Source organism: Candidatus Aeolococcus gillhamiae (assembly GCF_016464765.1).
GTDB lineage: Bacteria > Chloroflexota > Dormibacteria > Aeolococcales > Aeolococcaceae > Aeolococcus > Aeolococcus gillhamiae.
Genome location: NZ_JAEKNS010000152.1, coordinates 1 through 15,428, shown reverse-complemented (window position 1 = coordinate 15,428; position 15,428 = coordinate 1). Strand labels below are relative to the sequence as shown.

At 68.5% G+C, this 15,428-nt stretch carries 17 protein-coding genes; 10 read left to right on the top strand and 7 right to left on the bottom strand.

The genetic code is table 11. The annotated features are described in order from the left end of the window. Positions 1-371: 371 nt before the first annotated feature. The 4 genes from JF886_RS15645 to JF886_RS15630 all read right to left on the bottom strand — a co-directional run bounded on the left by JF886_RS15645 (position 372) and on the right by JF886_RS15630 (position 2,717). A complete protein-coding gene (locus JF886_RS15645) occupies positions 372-743 on the bottom strand; it encodes a hypothetical protein (RefSeq protein ID WP_337314124.1) in 372 nt (123 codons plus the stop codon). A gap of 47 nt (positions 744-790) precedes the next feature. Continuing rightward, entirely contained in the window at positions 791-1,150 is a 360-nt protein-coding gene (locus tag JF886_RS15640; protein ID WP_337314122.1) for a cupredoxin domain-containing protein, read from the bottom strand. A gap of 80 nt (positions 1,151-1,230) precedes the next feature. Further along, positions 1,231-1,896 carry a ferritin-like domain-containing protein gene (locus JF886_RS15635; RefSeq protein WP_337314121.1) on the bottom strand — a complete coding sequence of 222 codons (666 nt, stop codon included), beginning with the start codon at positions 1,894-1,896 and terminating at the stop codon, positions 1,231-1,233. A gap of 14 nt (positions 1,897-1,910) precedes the next feature. After that, positions 1,911-2,717 (bottom strand): ferritin-like domain-containing protein, encoded by an 807-nt coding sequence (locus JF886_RS15630; RefSeq protein WP_337314119.1) that lies wholly within the window; start codon positions 2,715-2,717, stop codon positions 1,911-1,913. Between the two features lie 287 nt (positions 2,718-3,004). On the opposite strand from JF886_RS15630, the gene JF886_RS15625 reads away from it, so the two are divergent. Beyond that, the gene (locus JF886_RS15625) at positions 3,005-3,256 is read left to right on the top strand and encodes a Sec-independent protein translocase subunit TatA/TatB (protein WP_337314117.1); all 252 of its coding nucleotides are present in this window, start codon (positions 3,005-3,007) and stop codon (positions 3,254-3,256) included. A 31-nt stretch (positions 3,257-3,287) separates the two neighbouring features. Next, complete coding sequence (tatC, locus tag JF886_RS15620; protein ID WP_337314115.1) at positions 3,288-4,034, top strand: twin-arginine translocase subunit TatC; 747 nt, start codon at positions 3,288-3,290, stop codon at positions 4,032-4,034. Here the strand turns inward: tatC and JF886_RS15615 are convergent. Beyond that, positions 4,024-4,869: an alpha/beta fold hydrolase gene (locus tag JF886_RS15615; RefSeq protein ID WP_337314113.1), complete on the bottom strand. Its 846-nt coding sequence runs from the start codon at positions 4,867-4,869 to the stop codon at positions 4,024-4,026. The genes tatC and JF886_RS15615 overlap by 11 nt on opposite strands. A 98-nt stretch (positions 4,870-4,967) precedes the next feature. On the opposite strand from JF886_RS15615, the gene JF886_RS15610 reads away from it, so the two are divergent. From JF886_RS15610 to JF886_RS15590, 5 genes are read left to right on the top strand one after another with little or no spacing between them, the layout of a single operon-like run. Next, the gene (locus JF886_RS15610; RefSeq protein WP_337314111.1) at positions 4,968-6,215 is read left to right on the top strand and encodes an NAD(P)/FAD-dependent oxidoreductase; all 1,248 of its coding nucleotides are present in this window, start codon (positions 4,968-4,970) and stop codon (positions 6,213-6,215) included. Further along, complete coding sequence (locus JF886_RS15605; protein ID WP_337314109.1) at positions 6,212-6,982, top strand: DUF1365 domain-containing protein; 771 nt, start codon at positions 6,212-6,214, stop codon at positions 6,980-6,982. Before JF886_RS15610 ends, JF886_RS15605 begins: the two co-directional genes overlap by 4 nt. After that, positions 6,979-8,313: a class I SAM-dependent methyltransferase gene (locus tag JF886_RS15600; RefSeq protein ID WP_337314107.1), complete on the top strand. Its 1,335-nt coding sequence runs from the start codon at positions 6,979-6,981 to the stop codon at positions 8,311-8,313. The genes JF886_RS15605 and JF886_RS15600 overlap by 4 nt, the downstream gene beginning before the upstream one ends. Before the next feature lie 9 nt (positions 8,314-8,322). After that, positions 8,323-8,862, top strand: coding sequence for a hypothetical protein (locus JF886_RS15595; RefSeq protein ID WP_337314105.1), 540 nt, complete (start codon positions 8,323-8,325; stop codon positions 8,860-8,862). 11 nt (positions 8,863-8,873) lie between these two features. After that, positions 8,874-9,824 (top strand): HpcH/HpaI aldolase/citrate lyase family protein, encoded by a 951-nt coding sequence (locus JF886_RS15590; RefSeq protein ID WP_337314103.1) that lies wholly within the window; start codon positions 8,874-8,876, stop codon positions 9,822-9,824. Positions 9,825-10,069: 245 nt separating this feature from the next. On the opposite strand, the gene JF886_RS15585 is transcribed toward JF886_RS15590, so the two are convergent. Further along, complete coding sequence (locus tag JF886_RS15585; protein ID WP_337314101.1) at positions 10,070-11,305, bottom strand: hypothetical protein; 1,236 nt, start codon at positions 11,303-11,305, stop codon at positions 10,070-10,072. Between the two features lie 188 nt (positions 11,306-11,493). Here JF886_RS15585 and JF886_RS15580 point away from each other — a divergent pair, with 188 nt between their 5' ends. Next, a complete protein-coding gene (locus JF886_RS15580; RefSeq protein WP_337314099.1) occupies positions 11,494-12,090 on the top strand; it encodes a phytanoyl-CoA dioxygenase family protein in 597 nt (198 codons plus the stop codon). Between the two features lie 11 nt (positions 12,091-12,101). Here JF886_RS15580 and rsgA read toward each other — a convergent pair whose 3' ends face one another. Then, on the bottom strand, positions 12,102-13,148 hold the full coding sequence (rsgA, locus tag JF886_RS15575; RefSeq protein WP_337314098.1) for a ribosome small subunit-dependent GTPase A: 1,047 nt from the start codon (positions 13,146-13,148) through the stop codon (positions 12,102-12,104). Between the two features lie 233 nt (positions 13,149-13,381). Here rsgA and JF886_RS15570 point away from each other — a divergent pair, with 233 nt between their 5' ends. Both JF886_RS15570 and JF886_RS15565 read left to right on the top strand, forming a co-directional pair. Next, the gene (locus JF886_RS15570; RefSeq protein ID WP_337314097.1) at positions 13,382-14,137 is read left to right on the top strand and encodes a DNA-methyltransferase; all 756 of its coding nucleotides are present in this window, start codon (positions 13,382-13,384) and stop codon (positions 14,135-14,137) included. After that, on the top strand, positions 14,134-15,291 hold the full coding sequence (locus JF886_RS15565) for an acyl-CoA dehydrogenase family protein (protein WP_337314095.1): 1,158 nt from the start codon (positions 14,134-14,136) through the stop codon (positions 15,289-15,291). Before JF886_RS15570 ends, JF886_RS15565 begins: the two co-directional genes overlap by 4 nt. The last annotated feature ends 137 nt before the right edge of the window (positions 15,292-15,428 follow it).

Below are 15,428 nucleotides of genomic sequence, written 5' to 3'. Positions count from 1 at the left end.
CGGCGTCCTTCGCATCCCCGTCCGCGAGCGTGGTGAGCACCACCATGGCGTCACTGCCGTCGGGCACGATGAGATGGAGACGGTCGAGAGCGAGGTCCGGGGATATCAGTCGGACGGTCAAACCTCGGACGCCGTGGGGGTACAGTCCCCGGCGTCATGCATCCGGTTCGGGATGGATTCGGGCATCAGCGCAAGCGACGACACTGCTCTGACGGTGGCGGCCGCACTGGCCGCGCAGCGGTTCCCGAAGGCTCCCGCGTGAGCTGACTATAGCGCAGGGGACTGCGCTTGCAACAGGCGCGGCGGTGACAGCCGCGCGACGGTCACCGCCTGATCGGCTCCGCCGCCTGCCACCAGGCTCCCCCGGTTGCTCAGCGGCGGCCGCTCAGCACCGGACTGCGGCGGGCAATGGCGGCGCTGGCGTACAGGGCGAGAAAGCCGCCTTCGAGCGCCAGGGAGAGCGTTGCCAGCGGGGCAGACAAGCTGTCCATGAAGGCCGGGAGACCGGTCGTCGACGCGAGCACGAGCCCGGACATCGTGCCCGCCGAGAGCAGGGCACCGACGAGCCACGCGCCGCGGACGCCGACCAGGATGGCCAGCGCACTGAGCCAGGCGACTGCGCACGTGACGTAGAAGAGGATCCCGATGTACGTCGCCACCAGGATGTACGTCGGCGCCAGCGAGAGGTGGATGAGCCCGATCGCGACGAGCAGTCCGGCGCCGACCACCCTGGCGACCGCCACCACTCCTCGATCTCTCGGCTGGCGCGGCCAGGCAAGCGGTAGGGCCGTCACCCGCTGACCACCACCGTGCCGGTCATGTAGTTGTGGATGGTGCAGTGGAAGGAATACGTTCCCGGCTTGGCGAAGGTCACCGCGTAGGAGGTGTTTGGTGTGAGGTTGCCCGAGTCCCACTGCTGAGCAGCCGACTTGTCGGCCGCGGTGGTGTGAGTGGTCGAGTCGCTGTTGGTCCAAGTCACCGTGGTCCCTGTGCTGACGTGCAGGGTTGCGGGTCCGAACGCGAAATTCTTGATGGTGATGGTGTTCGCCCCGCCGGAGGCGGGCGCGGACGAGCCGGTTGAGGCGGTGCTGCCGCATGCCGCGACCGCGCCGGCCGCGCCGACGGCGAGAATCAGTGCACGGAGATGCAAGGCGGAGTTCCCTTTCGTTGTGTGCAGCGACGGCCCGCGCCACCTCCACGCGCAGAGGTGACGCGGACCTGCCGCAGCCGTTACTTGGGCGGGGAGTACGCCATGTCCGTCTTCTGGAAGACGTCGGGGACCGGGTACTGTCCGAGCACGTAGTACAGGATTGCCGCGTGCATCTGGTCGACGATCTGGAGCGCCCCGGCCAGGGTGATCGCATCCTTGCTCTGCAAGGTCGGGCCGGCCGCCAGGTAGGTGTCGGACGCGGTCTTCTCGAGCATGAGCGCGAGCTTGGCAAGGCCGGGCACATCTGTCACGGCCGCGAACGCAGTCTGCACGGTCTGATTGAGGTCGGCAGGCGGTGCGGTCACCGCAGGAGCGCCGGCCGTCTGCAGCACGGCGTTCCACTTGTCGAGAGCCGCCTGATGGTGCGCGCCAACCGTCGTCACAAAGGTCGCCACCGCCGGTGGCACGGCACCCAGGTGGCCTGCCGTGGCCGCCGTTCCTGCCGCCTTGTAGGTTGCGACGGCGAGCACTTCGAGGCTTGCGGCGGTCATCGCGACGGCCGCGTCTCCGCCGCCGCTCGGCGTGGGCGACGACGCGCTGCTGCTGGAGCTGCTCGGCGAGGAGGTGCTGCTTCCGCATGCCGCGACTAGCACCGCGGCACCCGCTGCACCGCTCCCCGCGAGGAAGGTGCGGCGATCGGTTGCTGCCGTCGCCACCCGGTGAAGAATCGAAGAGTCCTTGCTCACTGTGTTCTCCAAAGTCATGACACTGCCCCTTCCTGCGCTGGACGGGCATGGGTTGTGTTGGGGATCGCGTCCGGGAATCCGGCGCTGCCCGCGGCGGCGGGGAGCTTGCTGGCGTCGACGGGAATGGCGATCAGCGTGGGATCGTTGGCGGGCAGTAAAGCAGCGACGGCGAGCAGGGTCGCGAGGTGCTGGGTCTCGACGCCCATGACCGTGGACATGATCATCTGCGACTTCTTGTCTGTGAACATCGAAACGTCAGCAAGGTAGGTGTCGCGTGCGGTGTACTCGAGGAGCGCCGCGAGGTTCACCACGTCGAGCGGGGCTTTCAGCGCCGCCTTCGCCGTCGCTACCATCGGCGCGAGCGCAGGATCGTCGCTGTTCTGCACCTTGCCGCCCAGGGCAGTCGTCTGTGCCTGGAAAGCCATCTTGTGCTGGTTGTGCTGGTCCATCGTCGTCATCGCGAAGGTCTTGATGACGGCGTTGCCACCGGAGATGAACGGCAACTGCAGCGCGGCGCCATAGGTGGCGACGGCCAGATGCTCAAGTGAGGACGCGGTCTGCAGCATCATCACATCCAGCGATGAGTCGGCGAACACCGGCTTGGTGAGCGTGCTGACCAAGGCGGCGGCAAGGCCTCCGCCGAGAAGCCCGCGCGTGGCCAGGCCACCTCCGGTGAGTCCGAGGCGGCGCAGCACCCCTCGTCGGCTTTCGAGAAAGGCCGCCATCTCTTCTGGTTCGGCCGGTGTGTGACCACGGTCGGCCCGGAGGTCGCGGAGGTCTGCAAGGTTGTCGTCGAGTCCACGCAGCGCATCGGCCTGCATGTCCTGCGACTCCTCGATGAGTACCGTCAGCTGACGGTCATCCAACTTCATATGGGTCTCCCGTGATCGGTGAACTGGTCATGCTCAAGTACGCAGACACATGCGCCCGCAGATCACTTCGAATACGCAGGTTGACAAGCGAGTGCACTCCGGCTATCTCGCGCGCGCGCAATTCCCTTAGTTGCGATAGGACCGCGGTTCCGCGACAGGACCGCGGTTCGACATGCATCCGGTTTCAGTCCCCCTGCGTACGTAACAGCAGGAATCACTCACGGAGGTAACGCAGCATGCCGTTCATTGGCACCGGTCACGTCTGGATCCTGGCCATCCTTCTCGTCGTCGTGCTCATCGTCTGGGGCCCGGGAAAGCTCCCTGATGTCGGCTCCGGGATGGGCCGTGCCATCCGCGAGTTCCGCAAGGCATCGGCCGACACCAAGGCGGAGTTCGCCGCCGCGACCACGCCCGAGGCCCCGGTCGCCGCGGCCGAGCCGAAGCTGCCCGCCGCCGCGCCGGCCGCCGACGACCGCACCGCGGCCTGAGGTGATCACCACTCCGGCCGGGCGCTAGGAGATGCAGGCGACCGCCGATCGCGGCCGCTCGATGTCCGTTGTCGAGCACCTCGAGGAGCTGCGCCGCGTGCTGCTCATCTCGGCGCTGGCGTGGGTGGCGGCGACGGTCGCCGCCGTCGTCTTCCACGGCCACATCCTCGACTTCCTGCTGCGGCCGCTCACAACGGTGCTGGGCCGCACCAACAACCACATCACGTCGACGGCGATCTTCACCAGCCCCACCGAGGGGCTGACCATCCCGCTGAAGATCTCCGCCGTCGCGGGACTGGTGGGCGCTCTGCCCGTGATCCTCTGGCAGGTATGGACATTCGTTGCCCCAGGTCTGCGTCCGGTCGAGAAGAAGTTCGTCGGACCGTTCGTGGCATCGGCGCTGCTGCTCTTCGTCGGAGGCGCCGCGTTCGCCTACTTCGTGATGCCCATCGGGCTCAACTTCCTGGCCACGTTCCTCGGCAACAGTGCCGTGTACCTCCCCGACATCAACTCCTATCTCTCGTTCCTGCTCCTGTTGATCGTCGCCTTCGGTGTCACCTTCGAGCTGCCGGTCGTGGTCCTCCTCCTCGGCGTCCTCGGCATCGTCTCCTCGAAGTTGCTGCGGCGCAAGCGCAAGGCGATCTGGGTTGCCATCATCGCCGCCGCGCTGCTCGTGACCCCTGGCGCCGATCCGTACACGCCGACCGCCCTCTTCGTTCCCCTGATCATCTTCTTCGAGGCGTCGGTGCTCATCCTCGACAAGGCGCTCAAGCGCTAGGCCTGGATCCCTCGGCGGCGAGCGGTTCGATCGGCGACACCACATCCCGGGTGTACCAGCGCGCCAGCGTCGCGAAGTGGTCGCGTAGCAGGAGCTGGTGGGCGCCGGATATGACCACCACCTCGGCGTGGGGAAGCACCTCCTGCCAGCGGCCCAGGCTGTCGGCACCGATGGTGGTGTCCTCGTCGGAGTAGAGGAGAAGCTGGGGATGTCCCCGGAGGCGCTCATCGAGAGTGGCCAGCTCCTCGGCAACGGTGGGGTCCCAAATGAGCGCATGCGAGGTCTTCTTGTAGCTGTCGAGCGTGTGGCGCAGGTAGTCAGCGATCACCGCGCGCGGGAACACCGGCGAGCGCACCACCGGCGCCACAAGCGGGAGCAGCCGCTGCAGGGTGCGATACACCGTCCTGCCGGCAAAGCCGCGTGGTGTCCGGAAGGCATGCGTCTGGCGGCGCGGAAAGGGCGAGGCGACCACCGCGAGGGACGCAACCCGGTCGGCGTGGCGGGCCGCGAACAGCCCCGCGAGGATGCCGCCCATGGAATGCCCGGCGACGTCAAGGCGACCCTCCACGGCGAGCGCAGCGAGCAGCGCTTCGATGGTCCCGACATGAAAGTCGCGGGTGTACTCGATGGCTGGCTTGTCGGAGCGGCCGAAGCCGGCCAGGTCCGGGGCGATCAGCGTGCGGTTCTGGGCCAGGAGTGGCCCGATGCCCGCCCAGTAGCGCCCGCTGCCTCCCAGACCATGAAGCAGGAGCAGAGGCGCCCCATCGCCCGCGACCTGTACGGAGAGGCGTCCCCACGGAAGGCGGACGCGGCGCTGCTGCCATCGCATCGACATGACGCGATCGTGGCACACGTCGCCTTCAGGCCTCTGTGCGCATCTCATGGGTCGCGACGGAATGATCCGCCGTGGCGTCGGGGCCGTATGTTGCGGGTGTGAAGGTTGCGGTGGTGGGCGCGGGTGTGTCCGGGCTCGTCGCCGCGTACCTGCTCCATCGCGAGCACGACATCACCGTCTTCGAGGCCGGCACCTACGCCGGCGGGCACGTCAACACCGTCCCCGTCGAGGTAGAGAGCGGCCGCTACGAGGTGGACACTGGGTTTATCGTCTTCAACGAGCCCAACTACCCCAACTTCCGGCGCCTGCTGCGCCGCCTCGGGATCGGTGAGCAGGCCTCCGACATGAGCTTCAGCGTCAGCTCCCGCGACGACGACTTCGAGTACGGCAGCCAGAGCGCCAACGCCATCTTCGCCAAGCGCTCGCACCTGGTGCGCCCACGCTTCTACCGGATGCTCGCCGACAAGGTCCGCTTCCACCGCGAGGCGCGCCGCCTGCTCGAGCAGCTCGGCGAGGGCCCCACCCTCGGCGAGTTCCTCGACTCACGGCGCTACTCGCGCACCTTCGTCGATCGGCTCATCGTTCCCCAGGTGGCGGCGGTGTGGTCCGCCCCCGAGGAGGAGGCGCGCGCGTTCCCCGCCAAGTACCTGGCGCGCTTCCTCGACAACCACGGGCTGCTCCAGGTCGGCAACCACCCGCGGTGGTCGACGGTGCCGGGCGGGTCGGCGCGGTACGTGGAGGCGATGACCAGCACCTTCCGGCGCAAGGTCCGCCTGCAGGCGCCGATCATGTCCATCGAGCGCAGCGAGGACGCGGTCGAGATCCGCCCGCGCCACGGCGAGGCGGAGTCATTCGACCGCGTGATCATCGCCACCCACTCCGACCAGGCGCTGCGCATGCTCAGCGATGCGACGCCGCGCGAACGCGAGCTGCTCAGCGCCTTCGAGTACCAGACCAACGAGGTAGCGCTGCACACCGACCTGCGCGTGCTGCCGCGCCGGCGCCGCGCCTGGGCGAGCTGGAACTACCAGGTCGTCGATCGCGACACCGGCAGCAGTGCGGTGACCTACCACATGAACAGGCTGCAGGCGATCACCGCACCCGAGCAGTTCTGCGTCACCCTCAACAACCTCCAGGGCATCGACGAGACCAAGATCGTCAAGCGGCTGAGCTACCACCACCCCGTGTTCACCCATCGCAGCGTCAGCGCGCAGGATCGCCATGAGTCGGTTCTCGGCGCCAATCGAACGTATTTCTGCGGCGCGTACTGGGGGTATGGATTCCACGAGGACGGCGTGGACTCGGCGCTCCGCGTCGCCGCGCACTTCGGTGCCAGCCTCTCGTGATCCGGCACAGCTGCATCTATCAGGGATCTGTGCACCACCGTCGCCGCATGCCGGTGGAGCACTCGTTCCGGTATAGCGTCTTCATGCTCTATCTCGACCTTGACGAGCTCGACGAGGTGTTCTCGCACCGCCTCTTGTGGTCGACCACACGTCCCGCGTTGGCGCGCTGGCGACGGAGCGACTACCCGGGCGATCCGTCGCAACCGCTCGACGCCTGGGTGCGCGAGCTGGTCGCCGAACGCACCGGCTCCCGGCCCTCGGGCCCGGTGCGCCTGCTCACCCACTGCAGGTACCTGGGCAAGGGGTTCAACCCCATCTCTGTGTACTACTGCTTCGACAGCGACGGCGAGACGCTGCAGTGGGCGGTGCTCGAGGTGACTAGCACCCCGTGGCGTGAGCGCACCCACTACGTGCTCGACATGCGCGGCGACGAGCGCGTCCACGCCGGACGGTTGCCCAAGGAGCTCCACGTCTCGCCTTTCCTGCCCATGGCGCTCGAGTACCGCTGGCGGCTGAGCCGGCCGCGGGCGGGCGTCGCTGTGGCCATCGACGTGGCCGACGGCGCGGAGCTCGTCCTACAGACGGGCATCGCCCTACGCCGGCGCCCGCTCACTCGCGCCACCATGGCCGGGCTCCTGCTCCGCAATCCGCCCATGTCACTGCGAGTGCTCGGAGGCATCTACTGGCAGGCGCTCCACCTGTGGCGCAAGCGAGTTCCCTACCATCCCCATCCTCACCACATCTCCGAGGAGCACGCCGCCGCATGACCGCAGTCGCGCCGAGCCTGCGTCCGGCACCGACCCTCAGTGAGCTCCCCCGGATCGACGCTGCGGTGCGCGCCGTCGCGCTGCGCGTCTTCTCGTCGATACGCAACGGCGAGCTCGAGATCGTCGAAGACGGCGGCCTCCGCCATCGCTTCGGGTCGATGGCGACCTTCCCTGTCCGGGCGGTGCTGCGCGTGCACCGGGCGAGCTTCTACCGCTCGCTGTTGCGCGGCAGCATCGGCGCCGCGCGCAGCTACGCCGAGGGCGCCTGGGATTGCGACGACCTCGTCGCGGTGGTACGGCTGGCGATCCGCAACCTCGACACCCTCGACCGCGTCCAGGCCGCCATCAACCCGCTGCTGCGGCCGCTGCGCAACGCCGGCGAGTGGCTCCATCGCAACACGCGCGAGCGCAGCCGGGAGAACATCGGACAGCACTACGACATCGGCAACGACCTGTTCGAGCTGATGCTCGACGACACCATGTCGTACTCCAGCGGCATCTTCGAGAGCGCGCACTCCACCCTGCACGAGGCGTCGATCGCCAAGATCGACCGGCTCTGCCGCAAGCTGCAGTTGGGGCCGTCCGATCACCTCGTAGAGATCGGCTCGGGCTGGGGCGGACTCGCGGTGTACGCGGCGCAGACGTACGGCTGCCGGGTCACCACCACAACGATCAGCACCGAGCAGCACCGGCTCGCTCGCGAGCGGGTGCGCCGGCACGGCGTCGAGGACCGCGTGACTGTGCTCCTCGAGGACTACCGCGACCTCCGCGGCAGGTTCACCAAGCTGGTGTCCGTGGAGATGATCGAGGCCATCGGCTGGCGCTACTTCGGCACCTACTTCGAGGTCTGCAACCGGCTGCTGACGGCCGACGGCCTGGCCGCCATCCAGGCGATCTGCCAGCCGCACCGCTCCTTCCTGGCGACGCGAGGCACCTCGACATTCATCAACGCGCACGTCTTTCCTGGCGGGATCTGCCCCTCCCTGGAGTCGCTCATCGACGCCGCCGAGAAGAGCGACCTCCAGCTTGTCGACCTCGAGGACATCACCTCGAGCTACCCGCTGACGCTGGCCGCCTGGCGGGCCAACTTCCTCGGCAACGCAGGCCGCCTCGATCCCCGCTTCGACGAGCGCTTCCGGCGCTTCTGGGTGCTGTACCTCTCGCTCTGTGAGGCGGGCTTCACCGAGCGGCGCATCTCCGACGTGCAGCTGCTGTTCGCCAAGGCGGCCTTCCCGGCGGACCGCCTGCCGCGCTGGGCGGGACCCGCCGGCGCCGCCGCCGCGGTTGCACCCAGCCTGGAGAGCAGGGCCCCGGAAGTCGCGCTGCACTAGGATCAGCACATGGCTGAAGCTGAAGAAGGCGGGGGCGTCGATCTCAGCGGGCTGCACCGCGAGCTCGATCGCCTCAAGAACCAGCTGTGCCGCTGCCAGCACCAGGGAACCTGCCTGGCCTGTCGCGGCTTCGAGATCCTTCGCGAGCAGTCGCAGACCGTGGTGGCCGCGTCGAGCCAGCCGGTGCTGATGCAGGTGGCCCAGGAGGCGGCGGTGAAGGACCTCCTCGGCCAGCTCGGCGGAGTCCAGGAGAAGCTCGCCGGCGATCCCCAGATCCAGGAGCTGCTGATGCGCATGATGGACCGCGTCCAGGAGGACCTCGGCGGCCCCGACGAGCTGGCCAAGCTGTTCAGCGGTCTCGGCTTCCCGATGAGCCCGGACGGCACCCCGGATGTCTCCGGCCAGCTGCCCGGCTTCGGCAGCGCCCCACCGTCCACGGGCGCCAGCGAGTCGTACGACGACCGCCCCCGGCCACCGGCACCCGACGACCACCCCGACAATTCCCCGACGCCGGACGAGGGTGGCGACGCGCCGTCCACCGGCGCCTAGGAGGAGGAGCCATGCCGACGCGTCTGCGCCGATCCGTGCTCGCCTGCCCGGGCAGCAACCCGAGGATGATGGAGAAGGCGGCGGCGTCGGCCGCGGACGAGGTGTTCCTCGACCTCGAGGACGCCTGCGCGCCGCTGGAAAAGCCGGCGGCGCGCGGCAAGGTCGTCGAGGCGCTGCGCACCCACGACTGGCAGGGCAAGGTGCGCGTGGTGCGCATCAACCAGGTGAGCAGCCAGTTCGCGCTGGACGACATCCGCGAGATCGTCACCGGGGCCGGCGACGTGCTCGACTGCATCATGGTCCCGAAGGTCCAGAACGCCGGTGACATCGCCTTCGTCGACCGCGCGCTCGGCAGCCTCGAACAGACGCTCGGCTACGAGCTGGGCAGCATCGGCATCGAGGCCCAGGTGGAGGACGCGCTCGGGCTCATGAGTGCCGAGGAGATCGCCTTCGCCAGCAAGCGGATCGAGACCATCACCTACGGGCCTGCCGACTTCTCGGCGAACATGCAGCTGCCCTCGCTGACCGTCGCCAACAGCTACAACTACCCGGGCGACATCTTTCACTACGTGCTCTTCAAGCTGGCCGTCGCCGCCCGGGCCGCGGGCATCCAGGTGATCGACGGTCCCTACCTCCTCATCCGTGACATCGAGGGCTTCCGCGAAGCCGCGGGACGGGCCGCGGCGCTCGGCTACGACGGCAAGTGGGTGCTCCACCCCGGCCAGATCGAGCCCGCCAACGAGGTGTTCACACCGAGCCAGGAGGACTTCGACAAGGCCGTGCAGATCCTCGAGGCGTACCGTCACGCCACGGAGGTGGAGCGTCGCGGCGCGGTCATGCTCGGCGACGAGATGATCGACGAGGCGTCGCGGAAGATGGCCATGCAGTTCGAGCTGCGTGGCCGGGCCGCCGGGCTGACACCGTCGCCGCGTGAGGAGGCTGCTGAGGCGGTCGCGGGATAGGAGCCGTCTGCCCTCTCCCCGTGTGAGTCGGAGAGGGGACGACAGGGGCTTCGTTCGCAGCCTTCGCGGCCGCTGCAGAGCCCCTGGCTTCGCCAGTGGGTCTCTGCGCTGCTCCGGCGATGTCTCTCTACGCCCCTGCCGTCCCCTCTCCTCTCGTGGTAGCCGGTCAGGGCGGTTGAACGGAGAAAGGCCGCGAGCGCTTTGCTCCCGGCCCTTCTGATTCCCTTCCGGTGGTCGTTGCTGGGTTAGATCTCCTCGGGGCGGATCCTGGCGAGGCCGAGGAAGAGGAGGCCGGTCACGGCGAGCAGCGCGGCCGTGCCGATCGCCAGGTGGGTGCCGGTGTCCGGGGTGGAGGTGCTGGTGCCGAGCACGGCCATCGCCGGAGTCGGGGTGGCCTTGACCGCCAGCACGCTGCCGCTGGGGGTCGGGGTGGTCACCGGGCCCGGGGTGGTGTGCGTGGGGGTTGGGGTCGGCGTGGGAGTGTTCTTCGGCAAAGGCGTCGGTGTCGGTGTGCTTGTGGTCGCGCTGCACGAAGTGGTGCCGCCGTTGTCGGCGCTGATGAGGCGGCCCTCGTAGAAGTCGGGCCCAAAGTGGCTCAGCACCGCGCCGTGCACGAAGTCGACTTGGTACATGCACGTCGGCAGGGTGATGCTCATCGAGTGAACGCCGCCTGTGAAGGTGCCGGTCTGGGAGTCGAACAGCGTCTGCTGCGGAGCGCTCGCCGTCGTGAAGTAGGGCAGCGGTGCGGTGTACGAGGCCAGGCTGAGCTGCATCGAGCAGTTGGCCGGGACCGTGAAGGTCGCCTTGACGATCTCGCCGGCGGCCGCCTGGCCGCGCAGGTTGCTCACCGTCTTGCTGCCGCCGAGAAGGAAGCTGACGTCGCTCAGCTGCGGGCTGGAGCTGGCGCAGACGCTGTCGGTGGTGCCGCCCGTGCCGCCGGCGCTGCACGACTTGCTGCCGCCATTGGCGGAGGCGATGAGGCGCCCCTGCGCGTTGTAGAAGTTGTTCGACCCCTGCGGGCCGAGGTGCGCGATGACCGCTCCGCGGACGAAGTCCACCTGGAAGTAGCAGGCGGGAACATCGACGGCAAGGGTGTGGCGACCGGCCGCCAGGTTGGTGCCGCTCTGGGAGCGGAACACCGTCTGCTGCGAAGCCGTATTGGCGTCGAAGGTGCCGCTGGGCGCCTGGTACGAGACGATCGAGGCCTCATCGAGGGTGCAGGCGGCCGGGACTGTGAACGCGACCACGACGTGGTCGGGAGTGGCGACGTGACCGCTCAGCGAGGTCGAGGTGCCCTGGTTGGTGGTGAACGAGATGTCCTGGATCAGATTGTTGCCGGACGCCGAGCACGACGCACTCACCTGCTTGGCGTTTGTGGGCCCGCCGTGCGCCTGAGAAGAGGCCAGGGCCGCGCCAGAGAACGCTCCCATCACCAGCGCGGCCGAAAATCCCGCGACTGCCACCTTGAGAGGTCCGGTCATGTCTGCTTGCTCCTTGATCAGATGGTTTGTGACTGCCTGAACGCGTCAGGCGGAGCAAACGTAGCATAGTTTGTTACATCTTTTACTCGCCTCGCGCAGCCGTTACGGAAACGTCGGAGGTGTCTGGCCGGCTGTGACTGGCGAAAAATCCACCCAGGCCGATGTGACGATTACTCTTGGCCGCCGGCATGACCTCGATCAGGACTGTCGGCTACGCGGTGATCCCCGGCGGGCTCGACGCCGCCGCCCTGGCCACCCTGCGGACGGCTGTGGACAACGCAGTGGAGACCGGCGCCGAGGGGGTCGACGTCCGCGCCGGCACGGTCTGGATCCGCGACGCGGGAGTGATCGGCGAACCGGCGCAGACGCTGGCCGCGTCCACGGCGGTCCTCGAGGCCGTGTCCGAGCTGCTCGGGCCCGACCCGCTGGTGGTGGGCACGCTGATGCGCAACCCGGTCGGGCCCACCGCACAGCAGGGTCTGCACGTGGACTGGGCGGGGCCGATCGCACCCGGCCACGACCAGCAGGTCCAGGCGATGTTCTTCCTTGACGACGTCAGCGCCGGCAACGGGCCACCCCGGCTGGTCCCGGGCAGCCACCGTTCGGGGTCGATCCCGCCGAAGAACCTCTCCGACCCGCACGCCCGGCATCGCGAGGAGGTGTGCATCACCGGCCCGGCCGGGGACGTCCTGGTGTTCAGCTCCCACCTCTGGCACAGCGGCACGGCCAACACCTCGGGCCGACCCCGCCGGGTGATCACGGTGACCTACCGCCGCGCCCACTGACCACGGCCCCATCAATGATGGGGTTGGTTGCGCAGGGCGCGCGCCCGGCGACGATGCTGCCTGCGCGACTCCGCGCGAAGGCGGACATCGACCTGCTCGTCGAGGTGGCGCTGCTCCCGTTCCAGCTTGTGCATCGAGGCCAGGCGGTCGAGGATGCCCGGGTCGTCCTGGGCAGCCGCCTGCACGGCACACCCGGGCTCACCCTGGTGGGCGCAGTCGTTGAAGCGGCAGCGCTCGGCGATTGCTGTGAGCTCGCCGAAGACCGCGTCGATGCCTGCCTGCGCGTCCCACACCCCCATCTCGCGCATGCCCGGCGTGTCGATGAGCAGCGCGCCGCCGGGCAGCTCGAGCAGCTCGCGGTGCGTGGTGGTGTGCCGTCCGCGCCCGTCCGCGCGGACCGCGGCGGTGGCCAGCTGGTCGTTGCCGCGCAGCGCGTTGACCAGCGTCGACTTGCCGGCACCGCTGGGGCCGACGATGGCCCCGGTCTGGGAGGGCAGCTGCACCGCGCGCATTGCGTCGAGCCCGAGACCGGCGGCGCTGACGGCGATGACCTGCGCGGCCGCCGCGGCCGCACCGGCGGCGTCCAGGTCGGCAGCAAGGTCGGCGCTGAGGTCGGCCTTGGTGAGCAGAACCACCGGACGCGCGCCGCTCGACCAGGCGATGGCCAGGCTGCGCTCCAGCCGGCGTACGCCGACCGGGATGCCCAGTGGCACCGCGATGAACACCGTGTCGACGTTGGCCGCGACGGCCTGGGCGGTCACCGCGGCGCCGGCGGCGCGGCGCAGCAGGACGCTGCGGCGTGGCAGGACCGCGACCACGACCTCGTCAGCGACGGCCACCCAGTCGCCGGTGGTGATGCCGCCTTCGGGCGGCGCCGCGCGCACACCCCCGGAGACGGTGACCTCGCGCAGGTCGTCCTCGCCGATGACGACGAGGCGCTGCGCCGAGACGAGCGCAACCCGGGCGGGAACGGCGGACGCGTGGGCGGACGCGCGCAACGCGGCCGCGTGGGAAGCGTCCCACCCCAGGCGGGACAGGTTCGAAGGGATTGTCTGCACGAGCAACTCCGAGTGAAGGAACACCCGGCCTCGCGTGGGATCGGTCGCACAGGGCGACCGCGAACCGCCTGAGTTAGCGGGCGGGACCGGGAACGACGGCGGTGGGACGCGCCAGGAGCGCAACAGTCGCTGCCATGGTCTGCCCTCCACTCATGTTGCCTGCGGAACGAGTCAACTGTAGCGGCTTTCGGCTAGGCCCGCCAGCAGCTCGGATTCGCTGGTAGCGTTGCGGCATGACCGCGCTGGAACAGCCGCTGGCAGCTCCGTGGCGCGTGGAGCAGTCCGACTGCATGCGCTTGTTGGCGTCGCTCCCCGAAGGATCCGTCGACGTCGTCACCACCGATCCGGCCTACAGCGGCATGAACCAGCACATGTCGTTCGGCAACGGACGGATCGTGGGGCGCTACAGCGACGCGGCCAACCAGCGCTGGTTCACCGAGTTCCGCGACGACCCGGACACCTTCCTGGCCTTCCTGCGTGAGTGCCACCGTGTGATGCGCGACGGCGGCCACATCTACGTCATGTTCGACAGCTTCTCGCTGCTGTCGCTCGGGCACCTGATGCGCGAGGTCTTCGCGGTCAAGAATCTGATCGTGTGGGACAAAGTGAACCTGGGCATGGGCCACTACTTCCGGCGCCGTCACGAGACCATCGTGTTCGCCACCAAGGGTCACCGGCGCCTCTCCCGTCGCGACCTTGCCGACGTGTGGCCGATCAAGCGCATCCATCGCGGCGCCTATCCAACCCAGAAGCCGGTGGCGCTGTTCAGCCGCATGCTCGCCGGCAGCGCCGAGCCGGGCATGATGGTGTGCGACCCCTTCGTGGGCAGCGGCTCATCTGCGGTGGCCGCCCTCCTTGCCGGGTGTGAGGTGGTGGCCGCCGACATCGATCCACGCGCGGTGCGCATCGCATCGGACCGCTGCGCGGCGGTGACGGCCGGCGCCCCCGACCCGGCCCAACGCACCGCAGCCGTAGAGTCGCGGCCATGAGTGTCGAGGTGCGTCCCGAACAGCGCGAGATCGTCGGCCTGGTCCGCGATTTCGTCGAGCGCGAGATCATCCCCGTCGTCCACCAGCTGGACCACGACGACGAGTACCCCACCCAGATCGTCGCCAAGATGAAGGAGCTCGGCTTCTTCGGCTTCGCCATCCCCGAGCAGTACGGCGGTTCCGGCCTCGACTTCGAGACGTACGCGATGTGCTGCGAGGAGATCGCCCGCGGCTGGATGTCGGTGACCGGCGTGATCAACACGCACTTCATCGTCAGCTACCTCGTCGAGCAGTTCGGCACCGACGAGCAGAAGCAGCGCTTCCTTCCGAAGCTGGCGACGGGCGAGATGCACGGCGGCTTCTCGATGAGCGAACCAAACTGCGGCAGCGACGTGCAGGCCATCGAGACCCGCGCGCGCCGCGATGGCGACGACTACGTCATCAACGGCACCAAGATGTGGGCCACCAACGGCGAGCACTCCACGGTGGTGGCGACGCTGGTCAAGACCGATCCCGACGCCAAGCCGACGTGGAAGGGGATGTCATGCATCCTCGCCGAGAAGACGTATGACGGCTTCCGCTCCACCAAGCGCATCGAGAAGCTCGGCTACAAGGGGGTGGAGACCACCGAGCTCGTCTTCGAGGACAACCGCCAACCGGCCACCAATCTCCTCGGCGGTGTCGAAGGCGAAGGGTTCAAGCAGATGATGGCCGCGATCGAACTGGGCCGGGTCAACGTCGCGGCGCGCGGCGTCGGCGTCGCCCAGCGCGCCTTCGAGCTCTCCATCGAATATGCCCAGCAGCGCCACGCGTTCGGCGTCCCCATCGCCAAGCACCAGGCGATCCAGCTCAAGCTCGCCGACATGGCCACCAACATCACCGCCGCGCGCCTGATGACCCAGATGGCGGCGCGCAAGAAGGACGCCGGCGAGCGCGCCGACGTCGAGTGCGGCATGGCCAAGCTTTTCGCCACCGAGACCTGCTTTGAGACCGTCGCCGAAGCGATGCGCATCCACGGCGGCTACGGCTTCTCCAAGGAATACCAGGTGGAGCGGCTCTACCGCGACGCCCCGATGCTGGTGATCGGCGAGGGCACCAACGAGATCCAGAAGCTGATCATCGCCCGCGGCCTGCTGGAGCGCTACAAGATCTAGTGCGCTGGAAGGGGAATAGGTAGACGGATGGGTGGGAGATGATGCACGCTTCCGGGTATGGCAAATCACCCCTCGCCCCCGTTATTGCCGACCACCGAAGAGCGCGCGGCTTTGGAGATGTGGACGCGCAGCCGATC

What these genes read in the sequence shown, in the direction of transcription:
- JF886_RS15630 (WP_337314119.1), bottom strand. Translation starts at nt 2,717, where the DNA reads ATGCAGGCCGATGCGCTGCGTGGACTCGACGACAACCTTGCAGACCTC.
- JF886_RS15625 (WP_337314117.1), top strand. Translation starts at nt 3,005, where the DNA reads ATGCCGTTCATTGGCACCGGTCACGTCTGGATCCTGGCCATCCTTCTC.
- tatC (WP_337314115.1), top strand. Translation starts at nt 3,288, where the DNA reads ATGCAGGCGACCGCCGATCGCGGCCGCTCGATGTCCGTTGTCGAGCAC.
- JF886_RS15615 (WP_337314113.1), bottom strand. Translation starts at nt 4,869, where the DNA reads ATGTCGATGCGATGGCAGCAGCGCCGCGTCCGCCTTCCGTGGGGACGC.
- JF886_RS15600 (WP_337314107.1), top strand. Translation starts at nt 6,979, where the DNA reads ATGACCGCAGTCGCGCCGAGCCTGCGTCCGGCACCGACCCTCAGTGAG.
- JF886_RS15595 (WP_337314105.1), top strand. Translation starts at nt 8,323, where the DNA reads ATGGCTGAAGCTGAAGAAGGCGGGGGCGTCGATCTCAGCGGGCTGCAC.
- JF886_RS15590 (WP_337314103.1), top strand. Translation starts at nt 8,874, where the DNA reads ATGCCGACGCGTCTGCGCCGATCCGTGCTCGCCTGCCCGGGCAGCAAC.
- JF886_RS15585 (WP_337314101.1), bottom strand. Translation starts at nt 11,305, where the DNA reads ATGACCGGACCTCTCAAGGTGGCAGTCGCGGGATTTTCGGCCGCGCTG.
- JF886_RS15580 (WP_337314099.1), top strand. Translation starts at nt 11,494, where the DNA reads ATGACCTCGATCAGGACTGTCGGCTACGCGGTGATCCCCGGCGGGCTC.
- JF886_RS15570 (WP_337314097.1), top strand. Translation starts at nt 13,382, where the DNA reads ATGACCGCGCTGGAACAGCCGCTGGCAGCTCCGTGGCGCGTGGAGCAG.
- JF886_RS15565 (WP_337314095.1), top strand. Translation starts at nt 14,134, where the DNA reads ATGAGTGTCGAGGTGCGTCCCGAACAGCGCGAGATCGTCGGCCTGGTC.